This is a genomic window from Paenibacillus sp. SORGH_AS_0306, from assembly GCF_030819345.1.
GTDB lineage: Bacteria > Bacillota > Bacilli > Paenibacillales > Paenibacillaceae > Saccharibacillus > Saccharibacillus kyungheensis.
In genome coordinates, this window is the sequence record NZ_JAUTBP010000001.1 from 2,674,979 (window position 1) to 2,697,106 (window position 22,128).

Sequence of the window (22,128 nt, forward strand, 5' to 3'; positions counted from 1 at the left end):
AAATTATAATGTTTACCTTGCCTAACTTTTCATCTATCTTTTATATTATTATTCACTATATCACAACATTCCATTTTTTTCGAAAATGCCTAAATGGATGTATCTGAATAATGAATGTCTATCCTATATACGTATAGACGAACAAAAATGATCATACCTTGCGATTAATGATCTCTTTTCATCAAATAATCTGCAATTTCGGCTAGTCGTTGTGAATCTGCTAGATTAGCTTCTGCTAATGCTTGCTTCGCACTTTCCGTTAAGCGTTCTACCTCAGCTTGAGAAGCTTCGAGTCCTATAAAGTAAGGATACGTCACTTTTTGAGCTTTAATATCGCTTTGTGTCTTTTTACCCAGTAATGCCTCGTCTCCAATCACATCCAGAATATCATCCTGAATTTGAAACGCTAGACCGAGGTCAGAACCGAAGCGTCGTAAGGCATCTAGCTGTTCTTCAGTTGCACCCGCTGTACGTGCACCAGCAGTCAAAGAGAACATAAATAGATCGGCTGTTTTGTGCAAATGAATATATTCCAGTTGAGCAATTTCGGTCATACCTTGCTCGCCTTCCATATCAGCCACCTGACCGCCTACCATCCCGCGCGGTCCTGCATATTCAGACATATCGCTAATAATCGCTAATACCGCTTCAGCAGGCACACCGGCTTTGGCTGCTTCGGTTACGGTGTAAAACGCTTGCGTTAACAGCGCATCACCCGCTAAAATCGCCATCGCTTCTCCGTATACTTTATGATTCGTCAATTTACCACGACGATAATCGTCATTATCCATTGCTGGTAGATCATCATGCACAAGTGAATACGTATGCACCATTTCTACAGCACAAGCTACAGGAAGAGCTGCTTGACGGCTTCCACCCAAAGCTTCAGCGGCGGCAATCACGAATAATGGACGCAGTCTTTTGCCACCTGCCATTAATGAATATTGCATCGATTCTTGTAGATTGACCGGTACACTCCACTCAATCGGTAAAACAAATTTCAGTTGATCGCCCACATAAGTAGCAATCTCTTGCATATATGTTTGTAGATCCGGACGATTAGTCAATACTGCCACCGCTTTCTGATGCATCAAACGGCTTTTTGCGCAGTTCGCCATCTTCCTCTACGATCATTTCGATTTTGCGTTCCACTTGCTCTAATTTCGAACCGCAGACTTGAGACAATTTCATTCCTTGTTGAAAAAGGTCGATTGCTTTTTCCAATGGAACATCTCCATTTTCCAGTTCGGAGACGATTTCTTCCAGACGATCCATTGCTTCTTCGAAGTTTAACTCTTTTTCTTTTTCAGCTTTTGCCATCGGTTGCCGCCTCCTTGATCTCTGTCACCTGACAATTCAATTGTCCATCTTCTACATTGACGATAATAGCATCGCCTTGTTGCACCTGCTGTACAGATTTGACCAATTGTTCTTTTTCGTCATACACCAGACTGTACCCTCTAGCCATCACTTTAAGCGGACTAAGCGCATCCAATTGCTTCATACCGAAGCCCAACTTTTGTTGCTTTTGCCGTAAAATACTGCTCATACGAAGTTCCAGTTGTTGACGTGCTACGTCTGTACGACGACGAGCATAAATCAATTGTTCTTGCGGATTATGACGGGCTAAGCGCTGGTTGAATCGTCCCAGACGATCACGCTGAATATGAGCACGACGCTGTAGACTGCTACTTAACCGTCTTTCTAACATATCTAATCTCGTCATATGTTGAACCAGATGACGTTGCGGATGTAACAACACAGGTGCACGACGTAGACGTTCTAGTCGTTCACGTTGACGCTGAGATAGACGTAACAGCCCTTGCTTAAGTTGTCTACGCCGTTGTTCTACTTGAGCGCGTAGTTCATTGATATTCGGTACAGCTAGCTCTGCCGCCGCTGTAGGCGTTGCAGCACGAAGATCGGCTACAAAGTCAGCAATCGTAAAGTCAGTCTCATGACCGACCGCAGAAATAATAGGAATCGTTGAAGAAGCGATAGCACGTGCCACGATTTCTTCATTAAACGCCCATAATTCTTCGAGTGATCCACCACCACGACCGACAATCAATACATCTGCTTCTTGCATACGATTGAAATTTTGGATCGCTTTGACGACAGAAGCTCCTGCTCCTTTTCCTTGCACCAGTACAGGGTAGACTTCAATCTTAACGATCGGATATCGTCTACGAATCGTTGTTAAAATATCTCGCACTGCTGCTCCTGTACCGGAAGTAATCACACCGATCACTTTGGGATACAGAGGTAATGGACGCTTACGTGTAGAATCAAAAAGACCTTCATGTTCTAACTTCTGCTTGAGCTGTTCATAGGCAAGATATAGACTTCCTATGCCATCCGGTTGCATTTGCGTCACATAAAATTGATACTGTCCGTCCCGCTCAAATACAGAGATATTTCCTTTTGCCATCACTCTAGCGCCTTCTTTAGGTATAAAAGGAAGACGCTGATTGTGAGAAGCAAACATAATCGTTTTGATACGACTGCTTTCATCTTTTAACGTAAAATACATATGTCCACTGGAATGATGGGTGAAATTCGAAATTTCACCGCGTAACCACACCTCGGACAACAATGGATCGGATTCCATTTTCATCCGAATATATTTGTTTATTTCTTTGATTGAATAGACTTTTTGCTGCTGCATACCATCAGCCGCCTTCCTTACTTCAAGCCGTGAGCACGTTTCGCAGCGACCAGAGTGTTCTGCATTAACATCGTAATCGTCATTGGGCCTACACCGCCGGGTACAGGAGTAATTGGACCGGATACTTGCTTCGCACTTTCAAAATCAACATCGCCTGCAAGCTTACCGTTATCCAGACGATTTACCCCTACATCGATAACGACAGCACCGGGCTTGATATAGCTAGCATCGACAAAGTTAGCTTTTCCGATCGCTACTACCAGAATATCTGCTTGTTTGGCTAATTCTTTCATATTGCTTGTGCGGGAGTGACACATCGTTACTGTTGCATTTTCACGTTGTAATAACAGAGATACTGGTTTACCTACAATGTTACTGCGTCCAATGACTACAGCATGTTTACCCGAAATCTCAACGCCTGCATGCTTGATTAATTCAATTACGCCCACAGGTGTACAAGGCAATAGGCTATCGTCACCAATAACCAGATTTCCTACGCTGATCGGGTGAAAACCATCGACATCTTTTTCTGGAGAAATCGCATTGATAATTGCTTTTTCTTCAATCTGCTCTGGCAATGGAAGTTGCACTAAAATGCCGTTAATATTTTCTTGCTTATTCAATCGATCGACCATCGCTAACAATTCTTCTTGCGAAGTTGTAGATGGTAGACGGTGTACTTCAGAGTAATAGCCAAGATCATGACAAGCTTTTTCTTTATGGCGCACATATACTTGTGAAGCAGGGTCTTCCCCTACCAGTACAACAGCGAGCCCTGGTTGGAAACCTGTTGTTTTCAATTGTTCCATTTCTTGACGGATACCTTCACGAATGTCTTCTGCTATTTGTTTACCATTGATAATTGTTGCTGTCATGATAATCGCTCCTTTACCTGTTCGGAAAATTAAGTTTTATCGTTCAACTGCTTGACGTTTATCGTTGATGTCTGATGATCGTTTACTCTAAAAAAATGATTATTCTGCTTCTGTACGCGCTTCTTTTAATTTATCCAGATCTTGAATCATTTTACCCAGTACACCGTTAACGAATTTACCGGATTCTTCTGTACCAAAATGCTTGGACAATTCGATCGCTTCATTGACAGCGACTTTGGCAGGTACATCATTATGGAATACCATTTCATAGACGGCTTGACGCAAAATCTGGCTGTCTACACGAGATAGACGGCTGATCTGCCAGCCTTTCAAATACTCTTCCAATAAGTGATCAATCGCTTCTTTGTTCGTAAATGTACCGTTTACGATATCAAGTACATATGCTTTTAATTTGGCTTCATCACGAATTTCAACTTCAGATTCGTTTTCTTGTGCTGCTTCTTCCAGCAACATTTCGATCGCTTCTTCTGCTTTTACATCGTTCATTTCCATTTGGTACAGACTTTGTACAACGATCTCACGTGCTAATCTTCTTTTCATTCTTGGGTTCCTCCCGGTATGGATAAGCAGCTATATCTACATTCAGCCTACTATCCTGTGTACCTTATTATTTTCAATTCATTTATTGTACTCACGACAACCTATTCGCATCTATCGATCTTTCAAGTTCATATCTTCTAGCATACCAAAAAACCTGTCGTACATCATGCCCGGCTGTATAATTTATGATCCAATACGTAGTCCGGGAATGAGGTATGACAGGTTCATTTAAACGGGCGCCAGCGATCCGATATCCACGCATTCACCCGTTCCCAGGGAATGACAGAGCCTAATCGCATATCTTTATGCTTGCCGACGCTATAGCCTATGAACACTAACAGTGCAAAGAACAACATATCCCAAAAACCAACTACCACATATAATACTCCGAACAAAAGACCTGCGGCTACACCTGTTATCCGTCCTCCATGAGTTTCCCAGATCGCTTTCCATATCATAAGGAGAACTCCCTTCTACTCCACTCTGCTTTTGAATGCAGGAGATTGAACGATATTCGCTATAAACACCGATACCGAGGATACCGGAATACCTGTAATTTCTTCGACCTGATCATGAACCGATTTTTGCATATTTTCCGTCAGTTCTGGAATAGAACTTTCTCCGTCTACGATCGCTCTAATCATAATTTCAAGACCCGATTCGATCACCCGCACACGCGTTTTGACATCACGTACACCACGCGAACGTTCGGCTACTTTGAGGCACATATTTTCTACCGTTTCCAGTGAAATCTGAATATCCCCAAATTCTGTACGTTGATGCACCGAATGATGATGTCCACGCTCTGAACGCACAGATAGATAGAAAAAGCGGATACTTAGCAAAAATAAGATTACAGCTACAATCACAATCGTAATATACAGATTTTGTTCGTTACGATCATTCAATTCTACAGGCACTTTGCCACTTAGTAAAAGGATTGCAAGCACAGACAAGATTCCAATGCTCAGACTGTAAATAAATAAAAGCAGTCTGTCTATAATTTTAGCCAAGAGTGTGCAGCCCCTTTACATTATAGTAAACATAGTAAACCCCTGACTGTTACGTCGGGGGTTTATGATTGCTTTTCGTGCTTATTTGACCCGCTGTGAAAATTCTACTTCTTCGCTTCTGCTCTTCTCTGTCGTCTCTAAATGCACATCATGAATCTGTACATTTACTTCAACTACAGTTAGACCAGTCATCGTTTCAATAGAACGTTTGACATTACGCTGAATCTCAGCTGCCACTTCAGGTAGACGATGTCCATAATGAACAATCACAGAGACATCTACAGCTGCTTCACGTTGTCCTACTTCTACTTTCACACCACGAGAAAGATTTTTGCGACCGAGCAATTCAGCAATACCACCGGCAAAGCCGCCACTCATGCCTGCTACACCTTTTACTTCAATTGTCGCTAGACCTGCGATCACTTCAATGACCTCGGGAGCAATCTGAATCTCACCTATATCTGTCCGCTCAAATTCAGTCGGTAACGTACTCATATTTATCTATACACCTCCTGCTAAGTAAACTAAATATAACATGTGAATGATTCATTGACAAACAAGCTTAGACTTCGTTTTCCTCAAGGAACTTGATGTCAAAATCGCCACGTACAAATGTCTCATGATTCAATAGACGCATGTGGAAAGGAATCGTAGTATAAATACCTTCAATCGCAAATTCATCTAAAGCACGTTTCATTTTGGCAATAGCTTGCTCACGAGTTGGAGCCCAGACAATCAACTTCGCGATCATGGAATCATAGTAAGGACTGATCGTATATCCTGGATATGCGCCACTATCTACACGTACACCCGGACCACCTGGTGGTAAGTAAAAATCAATCTTACCTGGACTTGGCATAAAGTTACGTTCAGGATCTTCGGCATTGATACGACATTCCATAGACCATCCGTTGATCACTACTTCATCTTGACGGAAAGAAAGTGGATTGCCTTCTGCTACAGAAATCATTTCCTGAATCAAATCTATTCCCGTTACCATTTCAGTAACTGGATGTTCGACTTGAATACGAGTATTCATTTCCATAAAGTAAAATTGTCCATCTTCTCCAAGCAAGAATTCCAGTGTACCTGCACCTGAATAATTAACAGCAACAGCAGCACGTACAGCCGCCGCTCCCATTTCTTCGCGCAATTCAGGAGATAATACAGGACAAGGTGCTTCTTCAACCAATTTTTGACGACGACGTTGTACCGAGCAATCACGTTCACCTAAATGAACTGCATTACCATGTTTGTCTGCAATAATCTGCACTTCCACATGCTTCATCGACGTTAAATATTTTTCTAAATAAACGCCACCATTACCAAACGCTTTTTGCGCTTCTTGTTGAGCAGCTGTGATTTGTTTGATCAGTGATTCTTCGTCTTCTGCAAGGCGAATCCCTTTACCTCCACCACCTGCGGTAGCTTTGATAATGACAGGGTAACCAATCTCACGCGCGATCACGATCGCTTCGTCCATATCTTCTACGATTCCGTCAGAACCCGGAATAACCGGTACGCCTGCGGCAATCATCGTACGCTTCGCTTCAGACTTATCACCCATACGTGTAATCGCATCTGGTGATGGTCCAATAAACGTAATATTGCAAGATTCACAGATCTCTGCGAAATCTGCATTTTCAGCTAAGAAACCATAACCCGGGTGAACAGCATCGCATTCAGTCAATGTCGCAACACTCATTAAGTTGGTTAAGTTTAGATAGCTATCTTTGGATAAAGTCGGCCCGATGCAGTATGCTTCATCAGCCAACCGTACGTGCAATGATTCGCGATCTGCTTCAGAATAGACAGCTACAGTAGCTATGCCTAGTTCGCGACAAGCACGGATAATACGAACCGCAATTTCTCCACGATTCGCTATCAGTATTTTATGAAATTTCATTTTACGTTTCCTCCTCCGGGATTTGGCAAAAGCAATGTCTTGCTTATTCCGGTTTTACTAAGAATAATGGCTGTCCGTATTCAACAAGCTGTCCGTTTTCTGCCAAAATCTCTACGATTGTTCCTTTAGTCTCTGCTTCAAGCTCATTCATCAGCTTCATCGCTTCGATAATACATACAGTCGATTTATCGTTGACTTGATCACCCGTGCTTACAAAAGGAGCCGCTTCTGGTGAAGAAGAACGATAGAACGTTCCAACCATAGGCGATACAATGGTATGTAAAGAAGGGTCTACTTCCGGAGTAGTCGGTGCTGCCGCTGGGGTAGCAGATGTTGGTGCTGTTACAGGCGCTTGCACCGCTTGAGGTGTAGCTACTGGTGCACTTGCCGCTTGCTGTACATAGACAGTCTCAGCTTTGCTTGGCTTACGAATCACTAAACGTGATCCTTCATTTTCGATTTCTACTTCTTGTACAGATGTCTCGTCTACCAATTGAATCAATTCTTTAATTTCATTTAAGTTAAACATCTATTTTTCACTCCTTTAGCTTCATTGCCCGTTGTACACGGAAAGTTACACATAACGCTATGTATTATAGCACATTCATTAAAAAGGCGTGAACATCTTTGTTCACGCCTTTTTAATAAAGAATCCATCTACCAGTTATCTGGTAAACAACTCCTTATTGATTTTCAATTTTGCGATTGGAAGATTAACCAATGCTCTACTCTTCATCTTGCGGAATTATTCGACCGATGCGGACAAGCAGACCACTAGGATCACTCACTGCAAATTCGTATACTCCCCAGGGTTTTACGCAAGGTGTTCCTTTTTCGATAATCAAATCACTTACCTGTGCAGCTATCTCATCTACATTTTCCACATACAAATATAAACCGAAAGGATTGTCTTCGACTGTTTTGGGCCAATCTGGTACATAATTCAAATGCAGATGCCAACCGCGTCTATCAGACAGAATACGGTAATGACCATAATCATGGAGTACATCAAATCCTAATCGTCTATAGAAAGCTTCACTCTTATCAAGGTCTTGGCTCGCTATAATTGGAACGGAATAATGATTCATACAGCTTCCTCCCTTATAAACAGTACTGCATTCAGGTTAGCCTTGCATCGGAATAATCTCTTTCAAATTTTATAAATGTTATGCTTTATTATGCAGTTATATCGCAATACAATTCATTTAACGACGGTCTTGAGGGCCGCCTACAAATGCTTGTTCTTCGGTATCCAGACCATATGCTGTATGAAGTGCAGCCACTACATCTTGCAAGCGACTTGCTTCGATTACACAGGATACTTTGATCTCAGATGTACTTACCATCTTAATACTAACTCCCTGTGCAGAGATGGCAGCAAACATTTGCGCAGCTACACCCGGATGACTGACCATACCTGCACCCACGATCGATACTTTGACTAGATCAATTTCAGAAGTGACTTCACTGAAAGGAAGTTCGCTACGCAAGCTTTCCATAACTGCAAGTGCACGTTCACGATCTGCTAGACTTACTGTATAGGAAAAGTCTGCTTTGCCATCCAACACACCGCTCTGTACGATAAGGTCAACGTCTATTTTGGCAGTTGCGAGTTCTCCAAACATTTTCGCAAGTACTCCCGGTAGATCAGCAACGCCACGGATTGTAAGACGTGCTACATTTTTGTCATAAGCAATGCCGTTAACGACTGCTCCCTGTTCCATAGTTGTCTCCTCCTTCACAACGGTTCCTTCATTATAGTTAAAGCTAGAGCGCACAACGAGGCGTACATTGTTATGCTTGGCGTATTCTACAGCACGCGGATGAAGTACCGCTGCCCCTAAATTCGCCAGTTCTAGCATTTCGTCATAAGATATTTCTTGCAGTTTGCGAGCACATTTCACAATACGTGGATCAGTGGAATAAATACCATCAACATCGGTGTAAATTTCACAAGTATCGGCATTAATAGCTGCTGCAAGTGCAACTGCTGTTGTATCTGATCCTCCGCGTCCAAATGTTGTAATCTCGCCTTCTGCTGTGATTCCCTGAAATCCCGCTACGATCACGATTTTACCTGCTCCGATCGCTTTAAGTACACGTTCAGGCTGAATATTACGTATGCGTGCCTTGCCATGTTCCGCTTCTGTCTCAAAACCTGCTTGCCAGCCGGTAAACGATACGGCTTCTCTACCTAGATGCTGAATCGCCATCGATAACATCGCCATCGAGATCTGTTCACCTGTCGTCATCAACATATCCATTTCACGAGCAGGTGGATTCGGATTGAGCAGACGTGCCTGATCAATCAAATCATCTGTAGTATCTCCCATTGCCGAAACAACGACTACACAGTCGTGTCCTTCATCTTGCTTCTCAATAATGCGCTTTGCTACACGTTGCATGCGCTCGGTATCCCCGACGGAACTACCGCCGAATTTCATGACATACAAAGCCAAGACCTCTTCACTCCCTACTTGATACGGGTATATTATCTCTACAATATTTTACCCGGATTGAACAGCGTATTTAGGCGTTTCATACATAATAATGCATGAACATGCTTAGTCTTTAACAGTATAATACGAGAACGCGTTAAGTACTACCCGTAAATTAAAAAAGCTACACTAGAATGTTTACTCTATGTTAAATCCTTTTCTATTTAATTTCCATTGATTTCTAACTGATGGTAATAGATCAGTATGTTTTGTAATCTCGATTAGACACATATCTTTATCAGTAGCAGGTTCATAACCAAATTTGATAGACGGTATATGATAAAGTTGTATTAATTTTTGAAAATAATTAAGCATATGTAAGCATTTCATCGTGTCTAATACACCTTCGTAACTCAACTCAGTCTCAACAAAATTAAATTCTACAGTGATGTATTCTGCATCTGAAGAAATGATAAGCAATACCTCTTTTAACTCTGTTCCTAGTTCAAGAACTTTAAACAATATTGTTCCGGTACCTGGATTTAATAAAAATGCCGAGAAGGAATATATATCATCAAACTCTATATCTTTAGTAGTCGCTTGATCATAGAAGTGGGAAGATTTTATATTTGCTGAGATAATGTCTAGTTCATCTGTTAATAGCTTATCTATATAAGAAATATGTATATCAAACACAACTTCAAGATTATCCATCTTCTATACTCCTTATTGTATTTTATTCTAAAAAAAGAATGAGCAGGCAATAAAGCCACTCATTCTTTTGATGGTACATATAGTAAGTACTACGCGCGAGAAACGTATTTACCTTCACGAGTATCGATGATTAGAACGTCACCTTCGTTGATAAACATAGGAACTTGAACCGTGTGTCCAGTTTCTAATTTTGCATTTTTAGTTGCGCCTGTTGCAGTGTTACCTTTGATTCCTGGCTCTGTTTCTGTAACAGCCAACTCTACGCTTGTTGGCAAGTTAATTCCAAGAATTTCACCTTGATAGCTAACGATGTTAACTGTCATGTTTTCTTTCAAGAATTTCAATTCCCATTCCAATTGCTTGGAGTTCAATTCGAATTGATCGTAAGTTTCGTTATCCATAAATGCATGCTCGTCACCACTTGCATACAAGTATTGAACTCCACGGTTCTCGATTTGAGCACGAGCGATCGTTTCACCTGCACGGAAAGTACGTTCTACTACGTTACCGTTACGCAAGTTTCTCAATTTAGAACGCACGAATGCTGCGCCTTTACCTGGTTTTACGTGTTGGAATTCCAAAACGGAATAAATATTACCTTCTACTTCTACGGTCAAACCTGTTTTAAAATCATTTACTGAAATCAAAATAACGCCTCCTCAGATGTGGTAAAGCTGGTCTCTTGCATAATTCTATGAAGCCTATATATTGTACTATACCCCATAACAATCGGATACTATATCATCATATACAGGTATTTTATTCGGCAAAAGATAGTCATCATCCTGCATGACAGAACAATCTTTTCGTTATACCGGTAAAATCGTAAGTTCTTTGGTGGAATGAGTTAATACTCGAATGCCATCTTCTGTGATTAATACATCATCTTCAATACGCACGCCGCCAAACCCTGGAATATAAATGCCCGGTTCTACGGTTACGACCATACCCGGAGATAATACCGTATCGCTCATTTTAGACAAGCGAGGCTCTTCATGCACTTCCATACCGATACCATGACCTGTGCTATGTCCAAATGCTTCACCGTAACCATGAGAAGCAATAACATCACGTGCCAGTGCATCTGCATCTCTACCGCTCATACCTGGTTTTAAATGTTTAAGCGTATTCAGTTGTGCTTCTAGAACGATATTGTAAATTTCAAGATGCTTTTCAGTTGGTGTACCTACAAATACAGTACGGGTTAGATCAGATACATAGCCTTGATAAATTGCACCAAAGTCTAAAGTAACAAATTCATTTTCACCGATTACTTTTTCGCTTGCTACGCCATGAGGCAAAGCAGAACGTTCACCTGAAGCGACAATCGTCTCAAATGAAGTCCCTGTTGCTCCTTGACGGCGCATAAAGGATTCCATTTCAAGTTCGATTTCTTGCTCTGTTACACCTGGTTTGATGTAGTTCAGGATATGGCTAAATGTGCGATCTGCGATATCAGTCGCTTTTTCGATAATAGCAATTTCTTCAGCGTCTTTGAAATTACGAATCTCTTCCATGATGCCGGATACAGGAACCAGCTCCACCGGTGCTAAATGTTTGCTGTACATTGCATATCTGCTATAAGGCACCAAATCTTGTTCAAATCCAAGCTTACTTATATTGCCTTTGGACAACAATTCTTTCATCGTATCGACTACATTTGCCGAATGTTCGACAACTGAAAAAGCTGTGGCTTGTTCTGGCGCTTGAGTCATATAACGGAAATCAGTCAATAAGTAAGCTTCCTGTGCAGTCACTAACACATAACCCGCAGAACCTGTAAACCCTGTCAAATATCTGCGATTCACACTACTTGTAATTAACAATGCCTCTAATTGTTGCTCTTGCATCGCTTGACGTAACTTATTTAAACGTTGTGTACTCAATTACATCTCTCCCCTTCAGCGTTTTAGAATAAAATACGACGTCTGCTAGTGAAATCAAAAATAATTTTTGCAAAACAAAATATCTTACCTTCGCTTGGTTCTTTGTATCGTCGTATTGTGATCATTTTGGACAAATGTAAACTGAGAAATAGCCAAAAATTATTTTACCATACCAATTGCAATTTTGAGAATAGGCAGTACAATATCTTATCTGTTCTCTCTAGGCTTTCTCATAGTGTATTCTGGTAAAAATCAGCTAAATCCGCTACAATTAAAGGATAAGCTTATTTCTATCTATGATCAATGAACAGATAAGCTTGATCAGGCATTTCGTGAGTCACGATAATGTCGAACTACGGAAGGGTGACTGTACTTGTCAAAACAATCTGCTCCTCCGAGCTATGGCGGCCAAGCAGTAATAGAAGGCGTTATGTTCGGTGGAAAAAATGTGAATGTGACCGCTGTAAGACGTAAAGATGGTGAGATCACCTTTTTAGAAGTACCTAGACAGGATAAGTCATGGGTCAAAACATTACGCCGCATTCCATTGTTGCGAGGAATTATAAGTTTGATTGATTCAAGTGCCAAAGGCTCCAAACATCTGAATTATGCTGCTGATGCTTATTCCGAAGATCAGATGAGCCCTGAAGAATACGCAGAGCAGAAGCAAAAAGAAGAATCGAAAATGAGTCTTAGTATGATGCTTGGTGTGGCAGTAGTCGGTATTCTTTCTTTAATCGTAGGTAAGCTTGTGTTTACACTGGTTCCTGTATTTGTCGAAAGTTTATTATTTGGAAAAGCTTTTGACAATCATGCACTGCATACGTTGCTTGAAGGGGTTATCAAAATTGTTCTGCTGTTGATCTACCTCTGGGCGATCTCACAGACACCTATGATTAAGCGACTGTTTCAGTATCATGGTGCTGAACACAAAGTCATTACAGCTTATGAACATGGTGAAGAATTAACACCGGAAAATGTGCAAAAGTATAGTCGTCTGCATTATCGCTGCGGAAGCAGTTTTATTATATTAACCGTTATTATCGGAGTGATTATCTATGCACTATTCAGTTGGGATAGTCTAACTGAGCGTATTATCCAACGTATCGTTTTGTTGCCTGTCGTAATTGGTGTATCGTTTGAATTTTTAAAATTTACGAATAGCTTGCGTGAAGTACCTGTATTGCGCTATTTGGGATATCCCGGATTGTGGTTACAATTGTTAACAACAAAAGAACCGACACTGGATCAAATTGAAGTCTCTATTGCTTCATTCAACCGCATGCGTGAATTAGATGCTGCTCTTGAACAACAGCATGTTCATTCTGCTGTTACCACTTCTTCGCCTGACCCTGTGAAAGGATGATAAAAATGAGAAAATCACCTGTTCAACTGATTGTTTTTGGAGTAGCTATGTTACTGGGTGCGGTCGGGCTGTTTCTTGAAATATTCCAAATGGTGGCTTCTCCTGCAACATATAATTGGGCGAATCTTATTGTACCGATCATCTTAATTGTTGTATTGTTTTTGGTTCTGCGTTCTACTTCTGGTATGTCTGGTCGAAGTTACAATGGCCCCAAAGTCAAACCTTCTGCACGCACTATGGCTAAAATGAATGGATCACAGAAAAATAGCTACAAAACAACTTCTGCTAGACCATCTAGCAGTCATTCATCCAAACCGAAAAAGAGCTATCCTTTTCAAGTGATTCAAGGCAATAAAGGAAAAGATGATGATGAAGCTCCTAAATTTCACTAGATTAATGAATAGAATCCAGATCCGTTCACTATAGCAATTATTATCATAAAGCTATTTATATCTATAAAAAAAGCATGACTTTTCCTTCTGACCGAGGAACAGATCATGCTTTTTGTTTGCTATCTAGGTATTATGTTCTCAGATTTTAATGTTCTATATTTATTCATATTACTTTTTTAATCAAAAAAAGGGATTCTATCGCCTCAGTATCTGGCTGATAAAATCCCTTTTTTGTAATCTTATATTATCTTACAATCCCCAGTATGAACGTAATTTTGCTAATACGCCTTGCGGATTCTTTTTCAAATCTTTAGCACTGAAGAAAATACTACCTTTGATATTGCTGTATTTCTCATTGTATTTGAGCTGGTTAATGATTTCGTTAGAACTGTTCCAGCCGATTTCTGGTGTACTGATTTTGTAAAGCGCCTGACCGATATACAGATCGACACCTGTATTTTTGGTTTCATTTGCCCACCAGTCTACTACTTTATCATAACGAGCTACAGGAAGTGTCATGCTCCAGTATACTTGCGGAGCAATATAGTCGATCCAACCATTTTTGATCCATGTGCGGGTATCTGCATACGTTGTATCGTAAGCTGTTACGCCTGCTTTGGTATCTGAACCTGTAATATCTGAAGATTTGTTACGCCATACACCGAATGGACTGATTCCGAACTTCACAGCAGGTTTGGAATTGTGAATCGATGTATTTAGTTGTTGAACAAAACTGTTGATATTTCCACGACGCCAATCCGCTTTTGTTTTGAACTTACCACTGTTGTAACTAGCATAGGTGCTATCATCGCCGAACTTGTTCGAAGCGGTCTCTGAATATGGATAGAAATAATCATCCAAATGTACACCATCAATATCATAGTTATTCACAACTTCCATCACTGTATCAATAACCGATTGACGAGCAGCTGGAATTCCCGGGTTCAAATAATATTTATTATCGAACTTTATCACCCAGTCAGGATGTTTGAGTACTACATTGTTGCTTGCCAATTTGCTTGTATTCGCATCGGTTGTTGCGCGGAACGGGTTAAACCATGCATGGAATTCCATACCACGCTTATGAGCTTCAGCAACCATATACTCTAATGGATCATATCCAGGATCTTTGCCCTGTGTTCCGGTTAGATATTTTGACCATGGCATCAGTGAAGATTTGTACAATGCATCTCCAGCAGGACGAACCTGTACGAATACTGCATTAATCCCCATACCTTGTAGATCATCTAACAATTTTGAAAATTCTTGCTTTTGCTTGGTTGCACCGGATGTAGCCGGCCAGTCTAGATTGTAGACAGTAGAGATCCATGCACCACGAAGCCCATCTTTGGCTACAGTGCTCGTTGGAGCTTTTCCACTATTACTATTATCTGTTGTTCCTGTATTGGTAGTAGGAGTTGTAGAAGGCTTGCTACTGTTATTTTTACTACCTGTACCTTGATAGCTACTTGTTGCTAGATTTACCGTTTGGTTGGCTTGATCCCAATTAACATCAAGACCAAGACCTTCCCCGATAAAACGTAGCGGAACCATCACACGACCATTTTTCATTTCAACCGAAGCATCTAAGCTAACCGATTTGTTATTGATCGTAGCGGCATTCTGACCGGAAGTCAGTACCAGCACTTGCTTATCGCTGGTAATCGTAACAGTACTTGTCGATTGATTCCAGCCGATTTTGGCTTTTAAATTTTCACTCACTAAGCGCAAAGGAACCATCGTTACATTGCTCTTGCTGGTTATGTAAGGAGCAGCATCCCCTTGTATCTGTTCTCCATCTAGCATAATCTTAATATCCGAATCTGCGGCGTGAAGTGTACTACTGATCGAAGGGACAATCATCAACATGACTAAAAATACAGCGATAAAACGAACCATTTTCATAAATTCAAACCTCCAGTAAATCGTTGCTTGGTGCTTATAACATTAGACGACTGACAGTTACCAAAGTTGCGAACAAAATAAAAGACATCTGCCAAGTGATCGACAGATGTCTGCCTTACGAGTCGCTAATCAGCTCTTTTTGTAGATTCTGTAGCGCTTCCACACGTGACGGATCACGACGGAAGTATTCTAGCAATGTTTCAATTTGAGTGATCGAATTCCAACTCAGGTGATGCTCTATACCTTCTACATCTTTGTATATATAATCCGGGTTAACACCGATAACATTCAGGAAATCTTCGAGTAATTGATGGCGCTCTACAAGGCGTTTGCCCATCTTTTTCCCTTTGCTTGTCAGCACTAATCCCCGGTACTTCTCATAAATCAAATATTCATCTTTATCTAATTTTTGGATCATCTTTGTAACGGACGAAGGATGTACTTCTAACCCTTCTGCAATATCCGAGACACGCGCATATCCCTTTTGATCGATTAATTTATAAATGCGCTCTAAATAATCCTCCATACTGGGCGTTGGCATCTTGCTCCCCCTTTTTCACTACGTACTGTATTCATTTAGCAAATATTGATTCAATAATCATACATTTAATTCGCATGAGTTGGCAAGTTTTGCACGCGATTCAAACGATAGAAAGAACCTTCCATGTGTACACCATATATGCTGTTCCATGGAAGGTCTTTACTTATCTTTTGAAAATACTTTTACTTCACAATAGCACCGTTCGGCATACCGTCTGGAACTGTAGCTAGTGTCAATTGATCGCCATGAGAAGCTGCTAAAATCATACCTTTAGATTCTTCTCCGCGTAATTTCACAGGCTTAAGATTAGTGACGCAGATGACTTTGCGTCCTACTAATTCTTCCGGTGTGTAGAACTTCGCAATACCAGATACAACCTGACGTTGCTCTGTACCTAGATCCAATTGTAATTTAAGCAGTTTGTCTGCCTTTTTAACTGGTTCAGCAGAGATCACTTGAGCTACGCGCAGTTCGACTTTGGCAAAGTCGTCAATACTGATCTCAGGCGCTTGTGACTCTTCTACTTCTACTTCTACAGGTGCAGAAGCTGGTGTAGTTTCAGTTGCTGCTGTTAATACGCCACCCATCGCTTCTACGATATAAGCTACTTCTTCTTTGCTATCTAGACGAGGGAAAATAGGGTCACCTTTAACAACAGTCGTACCTGCTGGAATCTGACCATACGTACGAATACTTTCCCAAGCGGTAAGTTCGCCTTCTGTAATGCCAAGTTGTGCCCAGATTTTTTTCGGTGCACGTGTTAAGAATGGTTGCAATAACACAGAAACGATACGCAAAGTTTCTACAAGATGATACATCACCGAATCCAATTGCGGTTGATTAGCTTCGTCTTTGGCAAGTACCCACGGTTGCGTCTCATCAATATATTTGTTAGTACGACTAATCAACTGACTGATCGCTGTTAGAGCTACAGAAAATTCAAGATTTTCAAACGCATTTTCTACTTTCTCGATCGTCTGTGCAGCGATATCTTCTAATGTTCCATCCACTTCAAGTAGACGACCTGGATAAGCAGGAATAGTACCACTACAATACTTATCGACCATAGCTACCGAACGATTAAGCAAGTTACCTAGATCATTCGCCAAATCTGAATTGACACGATCGACAAAACTCTCCGGTGTAAATGTACCATCAGAACCAAAAGGTACTTCACGTAGCAAATAATAACGCAGAGAATCTAGACCATAACGATTGATTAAAGTTACCGGATCAACCACATTGCCTTTAGACTTGGACATTTTACCGTCTTTCATCAATAACCAACCATGTCCAAATACTTTTTTAGGTAATGGTAGATCTAGCGCCATCAACATAATCGGCCAATAGATTGTATGGAAACGAACGATTTCTTTACCTACCAGGTGAATATCTGCTGGCCAGAACTTGTTGAATAATTCTGGATTATCTGTTCCATAGCCTAATGCTGTAATGTAGTTAGAAAGTGCATCGATCCATACATACACAATATGCTTAGGATCTCCTTTGACTTGTACGCCCCACTCAAACGTAGTACGAGAAACGGCCAAATCTTCAAGTCCCGGCTTGATAAAGTTGTTGATCATTTCATTTTTACGAGATTCAGGTTGAATAAATTCAGGGTTATCTTGATAGTATTTCAATAGACGGTCTGCATATTTGCTCATACGGAAGAAATAAGATTCTTCTTTAACTAATTCTACAGGATGTCCACTATCCGGACTTTTCCCTCCAATAATCTCGCCATCTGCATTACGCTCAATATCGACAATTTGCGTCTCTGTATAATAGGTCTCATCTGGAATACTATACCAGCCTTCGTATTCACCTTTATAAATATCACCTTGTTTGAGCAAACGATCAAAAATTTCTTGAACTACAACTTTATGGCGCTCTTCAGTGGTACGGATAAAATCGTCATACGAAATATCTAATTGATCCCACAATTTTTTGATTCCTTCTACTACACCATCAATAAATTGTTGTGGAGTCTGTCCTTTTTCTAACGCTTTACGTTCGATCTTTTGTCCATGCTCATCTGTTCCTGTAAGATAACGAACATCGTATCCTCTTAGGCGTTTGTAACGAGCCATCGCATCACCGGCTACAGTTGTATATGCATGACCGATATGCAATTTGTCGCTCGGGTAATAGATTGGTGTTGTCAAATAAAAAGTAGGTTTGGCTGACATTATAATTCCTCCTTAAATATGTTGAAATTGCTATGTTCTCATTTCCATATCTGGACGCAAAAAAGCCCCCGCCCCTATATGGGACGAGAGCATAGACTCACGCGTTACCACCCAAATTCTCTACTCCTTTACAGAAGTAGACTCTTTCAGTCTTTTGCAGACTGCCCATTAACGCTGGTTCACGCTGAAGCCTTACATATGTATACGTGACATATGCTTGACTACAGTTCCTCCCGGACCATATTCGATGACGCTAACCATACCGGTTCCCAGCTACTCCGGCTCTCTGTACTGGTGCATTTTTCATCTACTTATCCATTCACAGGAAATAATATTTGATGTTATGAATATACCGAACTTCCAAATCACCTGTCAAGCATTTTGCTGTTCCTGATTAGTGACTGAAAAAGATGTATCCTTCGATTTGGCAGGCGGTACAGGGTCAAATCCTCCTGGATGAAAAGGATGACATTTCCCTATCCGTCTGGCAGCTAATCCTACACCTTTGACGACACCATGAATATCAATTGCTTCTAAAGCATACTGAGAACAAGTCGGATAAAAGCGACATGTTGGTGGTTTGAGTGGTGAAATGAATTTGCGATACACATGGATCGGCGCCTGAACCGCACGACGACTCAATTTGCGCTTCACTGGCTTTTACCTGCAGGCTCATGAGTATCATATTCATGAGCAATCAATTTAGATGGTTTGAGATGTAGAGTGGGACCTTCTTTGCCATCTCCAGCACCCATTTCTTGACGACAATCTTTACAATATCCGAACACTTCAAATTTGTGTTTGACCACTTCAAATTGTTCAGGCATATCTGTCATATCCATCGGGCAAAAAGCAATCGGATACGTTTTTTCACATTGTAAGCAGATCATATGATGGTGATGATGGTCTTGACTGCAATGACTTTTAAATTTGACACCATCTTCAAAAACGATCTGTTCTAATACACCTAGCTCCTGCATCACACGCAAATTGCGATAGACCGTATCAAAGCTAAGCCCACTGTACTTTTTACCCATATAGTCATATACATCTTTAGCGGTCAGATAACCGGGAGCTTCTGCAAATAAACGTGCTAATGTGCGACGTTGATCTGTAATTCGCAACCCTTGTGCTGACATCGTATCGATGATTTGTTCTGTCGACAGCATGAGTTATTCCTCCTGTCCTAATCTATCTTTTATCGTTTACATGAATTATTGTATTATTCGTAATAATAACTATTATACAACATAACGGTGTGCGATGCGTAATTATTCGTCAAAAGTTTATGGCGATTACGTTACTAATTGAAGCGTATTGGAACATCATTACACATTTCTCCATCATGCCTTATTTGAACACAATCGTCAATTGATTCTAGTAAAAGTTAATGATTATATCAGAACAAGCAAAAAAGCCCGAATCAGTAAAAACTGACCCGAGCTTTTTGATAAAACGATTATTGTTTTTTAGCTGGCAATTGTGTGAATAACAAGTTGACTGGCAAGTTACTACCAGGCGCTGCTGTAAACCACAATTCTACTGCTTCTGTATCTAATGTTCCTGTACGATAAAGCACAACATTATCATTCGCTGTTGTTGCTGCACCATTATTTTTAATTGCTGTGATTGCTCCATTTACATACATGTAACCAGAGTAACGACCACCACGAGCATTAAAGGAAATCATTGTGTTAGGTGCAACCATATCTAACTTGATTTTGTATAACACACCGAAGTTACCTGCGTTAGAAGCTTCAGTCATTGACATTGGATCTGTACCCATTAAGTTAGGATCACTATTATTGTCTCCGATAGGCATACGAACTGTTGTGTTACCGATCAAATCAGCTACATGAATATTACGTACAGAATTATCATACGTACCACGGTTATGAATACCATCGCGATCCAATTTAGGTTCTGTAGCAAGTGCCGCAATAGGATCTGCATTTTCGTCAATCATCATCACTGTGTATTGTACATTAGAATCACTCACTAGATCACCGAATAATGAAATAACGGTATCATTCTTCATTGCAGATGCATTAAGTTTATTGAAGATTACTTGGCTTTGTCCTGGTTGCAAAACAACTGTTTGTGCATCTGCTCCACTTTGCATAGATTGGAAATAACGTTGAACAGATACTTTACCTGCTGCTGTAGCATAAGCAACCGGTCCAGCAAAACCTTGATTTTGAATATTCAAAGTTGCAGGCGTAGCATTTGGATTCGTTGCTACTACATACATTTTTTGAGTACTACCTGTTTCGTTCAAATGATGCACCATAAAGCGTGTTGGTCCAGAAGCATATTCTTGATATACAATTCCGTGTGTTAACACTCTTTCTGGACTATTACTACGAATCAGGCGACTTGGATCATCGTTTACTTGAGCATTTGTTACTGTTGCCCATGTTGGAATCAATGAACCGTTAAAGTCGAAAGAATCTCCAGTTGGTGTAAACAGCGGATAGAAATCTTCTGCTGTATACAATGTTTGATCTGTTATATTGATCGTTTTACTATATGTGCCAGTTACACCATGTTTATCAGTTACTGTTAATGTAATCGTCTGTGGACCTGGTGTAAAGAATGCTAATTGCTTATTATCCCATTTTGTTTGAGTAATCGCATTTTCATCATCTGTACTCATATCCGTGTAAGTTACCAATTCACCCATGCTATATGTTTCTTGATTCGTATTAAACATCGCTACTGGCGGTTGGTTAGGAGGAAGTACGTTGATCGTAACCGTGTACGGATCACTCCATTGACCAGATGAATCCATTACAGAATACGTGATCACATGAGGACCTGCTTCTGCAAAAATATCTTCGCGTCCTGTCCATGTCTCATTAGCGATAGGACTTCCATCAGAAGTGGTAGATTTTGTTTTGTATGTTACCAATGTTTGACCTGCATAAATAGCAGTAGGTGAAACAGTAAAGGAAGCTGTTGGTTTGACAACTAGATCCAATACCACTAATTTACCTTGTACAGTATAAGGAATATTTAATGCTTGAGTGATCGAAGTCAAAGGAACCATAAATACATTTTTTTGTTGAAAAGCTGGGCCTTTCATCAAAGTGCTCACACCATTTACAGTGTAGTACTTACTGTCTGTTTTGAAGCGTAATTCTTTACCATCTTTTTGCATAATGGTTTCTTTGGTCTTAGCATCATATGTAAGCTTCAGACCGACACGGGTCACAAGTGCGCGAACCGATACGTAAGATACTCCACTTTTCACAGCCATAGGTTGATCTGAAAAGTATAATTTACCATCTTGATAAATCTGGTTAGAGTTCATCATAAAAATCACTTTGTTAGGACCAGCAGAATACACATCAGTCACCACAGTAGGTGTTGTCGGTGTAGTTACTGGAGGTGTAACTGTAGTAGGTGGTGTTGTCGGAACAGTGGGTACTGTACCAGCAGGATCTGTCGTCGGATCAGTCACTGCGTTAGGATCTGTAACTGCATTAGGATCAGTCACTGTAGTATCGTCTCCTACAGCACCTTGAGTATCATTGTATACATCTTGTACGATACTGCTATCCACATCGCCTTCAGCAGCATGAACTTGTGCTCCTGGAACAGTCGCAACAGTCTGAGCTACAGCGAGTAATGCAATTAGTAACGTCTTCTTGAATTTCATTATTAGGCTC

At 40.7% G+C, this 22,128-nt stretch carries 23 protein-coding genes and 1 other annotated feature; of the genes, 2 read left to right on the top strand and 21 right to left on the bottom strand.

Translation table 11 applies throughout. The features are described 5' to 3' along the window. Nucleotides 1-164: 164 nt before the first annotated feature. The 15 genes from QE450_RS11595 to QE450_RS11665 form a co-directional block, all read right to left on the bottom strand. Nucleotides 165-1,067 carry a polyprenyl synthetase family protein gene (locus QE450_RS11595; protein WP_373461974.1) on the bottom strand — a complete coding sequence of 301 codons (903 nt, stop codon included), beginning with the start codon at nucleotides 1,065-1,067 and terminating at the stop codon, nucleotides 165-167. After that, nucleotides 1,060-1,320, bottom strand: coding sequence for an exodeoxyribonuclease VII small subunit (xseB, locus tag QE450_RS11600; RefSeq protein ID WP_273612941.1), 261 nt, complete (start codon nucleotides 1,318-1,320; stop codon nucleotides 1,060-1,062). Before xseB ends, QE450_RS11595 begins: the two co-directional genes overlap by 8 nt. Continuing rightward, nucleotides 1,307-2,668, bottom strand: a complete 1,362-nt coding sequence (gene xseA / locus QE450_RS11605; RefSeq protein ID WP_307299470.1) for an exodeoxyribonuclease VII large subunit — start codon at nucleotides 2,666-2,668, stop codon at nucleotides 1,307-1,309. Before xseA ends, xseB begins: the two co-directional genes overlap by 14 nt. Before the next feature lie 17 nt (nucleotides 2,669-2,685). Then, on the bottom strand, nucleotides 2,686-3,543 hold the full coding sequence (gene folD / locus QE450_RS11610) for a bifunctional methylenetetrahydrofolate dehydrogenase/methenyltetrahydrofolate cyclohydrolase FolD (protein WP_307299471.1): 858 nt from the start codon (nucleotides 3,541-3,543) through the stop codon (nucleotides 2,686-2,688). A 99-nt stretch (nucleotides 3,544-3,642) separates the two neighbouring features. Next, on the bottom strand, nucleotides 3,643-4,104 hold the full coding sequence (nusB, locus tag QE450_RS11615) for a transcription antitermination factor NusB (RefSeq protein WP_273612944.1): 462 nt from the start codon (nucleotides 4,102-4,104) through the stop codon (nucleotides 3,643-3,645). Between the two features lie 224 nt (nucleotides 4,105-4,328). After that, entirely contained in the window at nucleotides 4,329-4,562 is a 234-nt protein-coding gene (locus QE450_RS11620; protein WP_204823429.1) for a DUF2273 domain-containing protein, read from the bottom strand. Between the two features lie 15 nt (nucleotides 4,563-4,577). Further along, on the bottom strand, nucleotides 4,578-5,117 hold the full coding sequence (gene amaP / locus QE450_RS11625) for an alkaline shock response membrane anchor protein AmaP (RefSeq protein WP_273612945.1): 540 nt from the start codon (nucleotides 5,115-5,117) through the stop codon (nucleotides 4,578-4,580). Between the two features lie 81 nt (nucleotides 5,118-5,198). Next, on the bottom strand, nucleotides 5,199-5,612 hold the full coding sequence (locus tag QE450_RS11630) for an Asp23/Gls24 family envelope stress response protein (protein ID WP_204823427.1): 414 nt from the start codon (nucleotides 5,610-5,612) through the stop codon (nucleotides 5,199-5,201). Nucleotides 5,613-5,679: 67 nt separating this feature from the next. Then, nucleotides 5,680-7,023, bottom strand: a complete 1,344-nt coding sequence (gene accC / locus QE450_RS11635; RefSeq protein WP_204823426.1) for an acetyl-CoA carboxylase biotin carboxylase subunit — start codon at nucleotides 7,021-7,023, stop codon at nucleotides 5,680-5,682. A gap of 43 nt (nucleotides 7,024-7,066) precedes the next feature. Continuing rightward, complete coding sequence (gene accB / locus QE450_RS11640) at nucleotides 7,067-7,552, bottom strand: acetyl-CoA carboxylase biotin carboxyl carrier protein (protein ID WP_273612946.1); 486 nt, start codon at nucleotides 7,550-7,552, stop codon at nucleotides 7,067-7,069. Nucleotides 7,553-7,748: 196 nt separating this feature from the next. Further along, nucleotides 7,749-8,111, bottom strand: coding sequence for a VOC family protein (locus tag QE450_RS11645; protein ID WP_273612947.1), 363 nt, complete (start codon nucleotides 8,109-8,111; stop codon nucleotides 7,749-7,751). Between the two features lie 117 nt (nucleotides 8,112-8,228). Next, nucleotides 8,229-9,482: an aspartate kinase gene (locus QE450_RS11650; RefSeq protein ID WP_273612948.1), complete on the bottom strand. Its 1,254-nt coding sequence runs from the start codon at nucleotides 9,480-9,482 to the stop codon at nucleotides 8,229-8,231. Nucleotides 9,483-9,659: 177 nt separating this feature from the next. Next, on the bottom strand, nucleotides 9,660-10,175 hold the full coding sequence (locus QE450_RS11655) for a hypothetical protein (protein WP_307299472.1): 516 nt from the start codon (nucleotides 10,173-10,175) through the stop codon (nucleotides 9,660-9,662). A gap of 89 nt (nucleotides 10,176-10,264) precedes the next feature. Further along, nucleotides 10,265-10,822 (bottom strand): elongation factor P, encoded by a 558-nt coding sequence (gene efp, locus QE450_RS11660; RefSeq protein ID WP_069329094.1) that lies wholly within the window; start codon nucleotides 10,820-10,822, stop codon nucleotides 10,265-10,267. Between the two features lie 162 nt (nucleotides 10,823-10,984). Continuing rightward, nucleotides 10,985-12,061 carry a M24 family metallopeptidase gene (locus QE450_RS11665; RefSeq protein WP_273612950.1) on the bottom strand — a complete coding sequence of 359 codons (1,077 nt, stop codon included), beginning with the start codon at nucleotides 12,059-12,061 and terminating at the stop codon, nucleotides 10,985-10,987. Between the two features lie 373 nt (nucleotides 12,062-12,434). Between QE450_RS11665 and QE450_RS11670 the strand changes: the two genes are divergently transcribed. After that, nucleotides 12,435-13,427: a DUF1385 domain-containing protein gene (locus QE450_RS11670; protein WP_274172352.1), complete on the top strand. Its 993-nt coding sequence runs from the start codon at nucleotides 12,435-12,437 to the stop codon at nucleotides 13,425-13,427. A gap of 5 nt (nucleotides 13,428-13,432) precedes the next feature. Beyond that, on the top strand, nucleotides 13,433-13,819 hold the full coding sequence (locus QE450_RS11675; protein WP_273612952.1) for a hypothetical protein: 387 nt from the start codon (nucleotides 13,433-13,435) through the stop codon (nucleotides 13,817-13,819). A 249-nt stretch (nucleotides 13,820-14,068) separates the two neighbouring features. Here QE450_RS11675 and QE450_RS11680 read toward each other — a convergent pair whose 3' ends face one another. The 6 genes from QE450_RS11680 to QE450_RS11705 all read right to left on the bottom strand — a co-directional run bounded on the left by QE450_RS11680 (nucleotide 14,069) and on the right by QE450_RS11705 (nucleotide 22,118). Further along, nucleotides 14,069-15,724, bottom strand: a complete 1,656-nt coding sequence (locus tag QE450_RS11680; protein ID WP_307299473.1) for a family 10 glycosylhydrolase — start codon at nucleotides 15,722-15,724, stop codon at nucleotides 14,069-14,071. A 115-nt stretch (nucleotides 15,725-15,839) separates the two neighbouring features. Continuing rightward, complete coding sequence (mntR, locus tag QE450_RS11685; RefSeq protein ID WP_069329089.1) at nucleotides 15,840-16,265, bottom strand: transcriptional regulator MntR; 426 nt, start codon at nucleotides 16,263-16,265, stop codon at nucleotides 15,840-15,842. A 182-nt stretch (nucleotides 16,266-16,447) separates the two neighbouring features. Then, on the bottom strand, nucleotides 16,448-18,457 hold the full coding sequence (gene metG, locus QE450_RS11690; RefSeq protein ID WP_307299474.1) for a methionine--tRNA ligase: 2,010 nt from the start codon (nucleotides 18,455-18,457) through the stop codon (nucleotides 16,448-16,450). A gap of 76 nt (nucleotides 18,458-18,533) precedes the next feature. Beyond that, nucleotides 18,534-18,789: a binding site (T-box leader), on the bottom strand. A 40-nt stretch (nucleotides 18,790-18,829) separates the two neighbouring features. Then, entirely contained in the window at nucleotides 18,830-19,111 is a 282-nt protein-coding gene (yidD, locus tag QE450_RS11695; RefSeq protein WP_307299475.1) for a membrane protein insertion efficiency factor YidD, read from the bottom strand. Next, nucleotides 19,108-19,626, bottom strand: coding sequence for a Fur family transcriptional regulator (locus tag QE450_RS11700; RefSeq protein WP_307299476.1), 519 nt, complete (start codon nucleotides 19,624-19,626; stop codon nucleotides 19,108-19,110). Before QE450_RS11700 ends, yidD begins: the two co-directional genes overlap by 4 nt. 290 nt (nucleotides 19,627-19,916) lie before the next feature. After that, nucleotides 19,917-22,118 (bottom strand): stalk domain-containing protein, encoded by a 2,202-nt coding sequence (locus QE450_RS11705; protein WP_307299477.1) that lies wholly within the window; start codon nucleotides 22,116-22,118, stop codon nucleotides 19,917-19,919. Nucleotides 22,119-22,128: the final 10 nt, after the last annotated feature.

Excerpts from the sequence above, each read along its gene's own strand:
- QE450_RS11680 (WP_307299473.1), bottom strand. The coding sequence starts at position 15,724 with ATGAAAATGGTTCGTTTTATCGCTGTATTTTTAGTCATGTTGATGATT.
- accB (WP_273612946.1), bottom strand. The coding sequence starts at position 7,552 with ATGTTTAACTTAAATGAAATTAAAGAATTGATTCAATTGGTAGACGAG.
- mntR (WP_069329089.1), bottom strand. The coding sequence starts at position 16,265 with ATGCCAACGCCCAGTATGGAGGATTATTTAGAGCGCATTTATAAATTA.
- QE450_RS11630 (WP_204823427.1), bottom strand. The coding sequence starts at position 5,612 with ATGAGTACGTTACCGACTGAATTTGAGCGGACAGATATAGGTGAGATT.
- xseA (WP_307299470.1), bottom strand. The coding sequence starts at position 2,668 with ATGCAGCAGCAAAAAGTCTATTCAATCAAAGAAATAAACAAATATATT.
- accC (WP_204823426.1), bottom strand. The coding sequence starts at position 7,023 with ATGAAATTTCATAAAATACTGATAGCGAATCGTGGAGAAATTGCGGTT.
- QE450_RS11700 (WP_307299476.1), bottom strand. The coding sequence starts at position 19,626 with ATGCTGTCGACAGAACAAATCATCGATACGATGTCAGCACAAGGGTTG.
- QE450_RS11620 (WP_204823429.1), bottom strand. The coding sequence starts at position 4,562 with ATGATATGGAAAGCGATCTGGGAAACTCATGGAGGACGGATAACAGGT.
- QE450_RS11705 (WP_307299477.1), bottom strand. The coding sequence starts at position 22,118 with ATGAAATTCAAGAAGACGTTACTAATTGCATTACTCGCTGTAGCTCAG.
- xseB (WP_273612941.1), bottom strand. The coding sequence starts at position 1,320 with ATGGCAAAAGCTGAAAAAGAAAAAGAGTTAAACTTCGAAGAAGCAATG.
- folD (WP_307299471.1), bottom strand. The coding sequence starts at position 3,543 with ATGACAGCAACAATTATCAATGGTAAACAAATAGCAGAAGACATTCGT.
- QE450_RS11675 (WP_273612952.1), top strand. The coding sequence starts at position 13,433 with ATGAGAAAATCACCTGTTCAACTGATTGTTTTTGGAGTAGCTATGTTA.
- QE450_RS11645 (WP_273612947.1), bottom strand. The coding sequence starts at position 8,111 with ATGAATCATTATTCCGTTCCAATTATAGCGAGCCAAGACCTTGATAAG.
- metG (WP_307299474.1), bottom strand. The coding sequence starts at position 18,457 with ATGTCAGCCAAACCTACTTTTTATTTGACAACACCAATCTATTACCCG.
- nusB (WP_273612944.1), bottom strand. The coding sequence starts at position 4,104 with ATGAAAAGAAGATTAGCACGTGAGATCGTTGTACAAAGTCTGTACCAA.
- QE450_RS11655 (WP_307299472.1), bottom strand. The coding sequence starts at position 10,175 with ATGGATAATCTTGAAGTTGTGTTTGATATACATATTTCTTATATAGAT.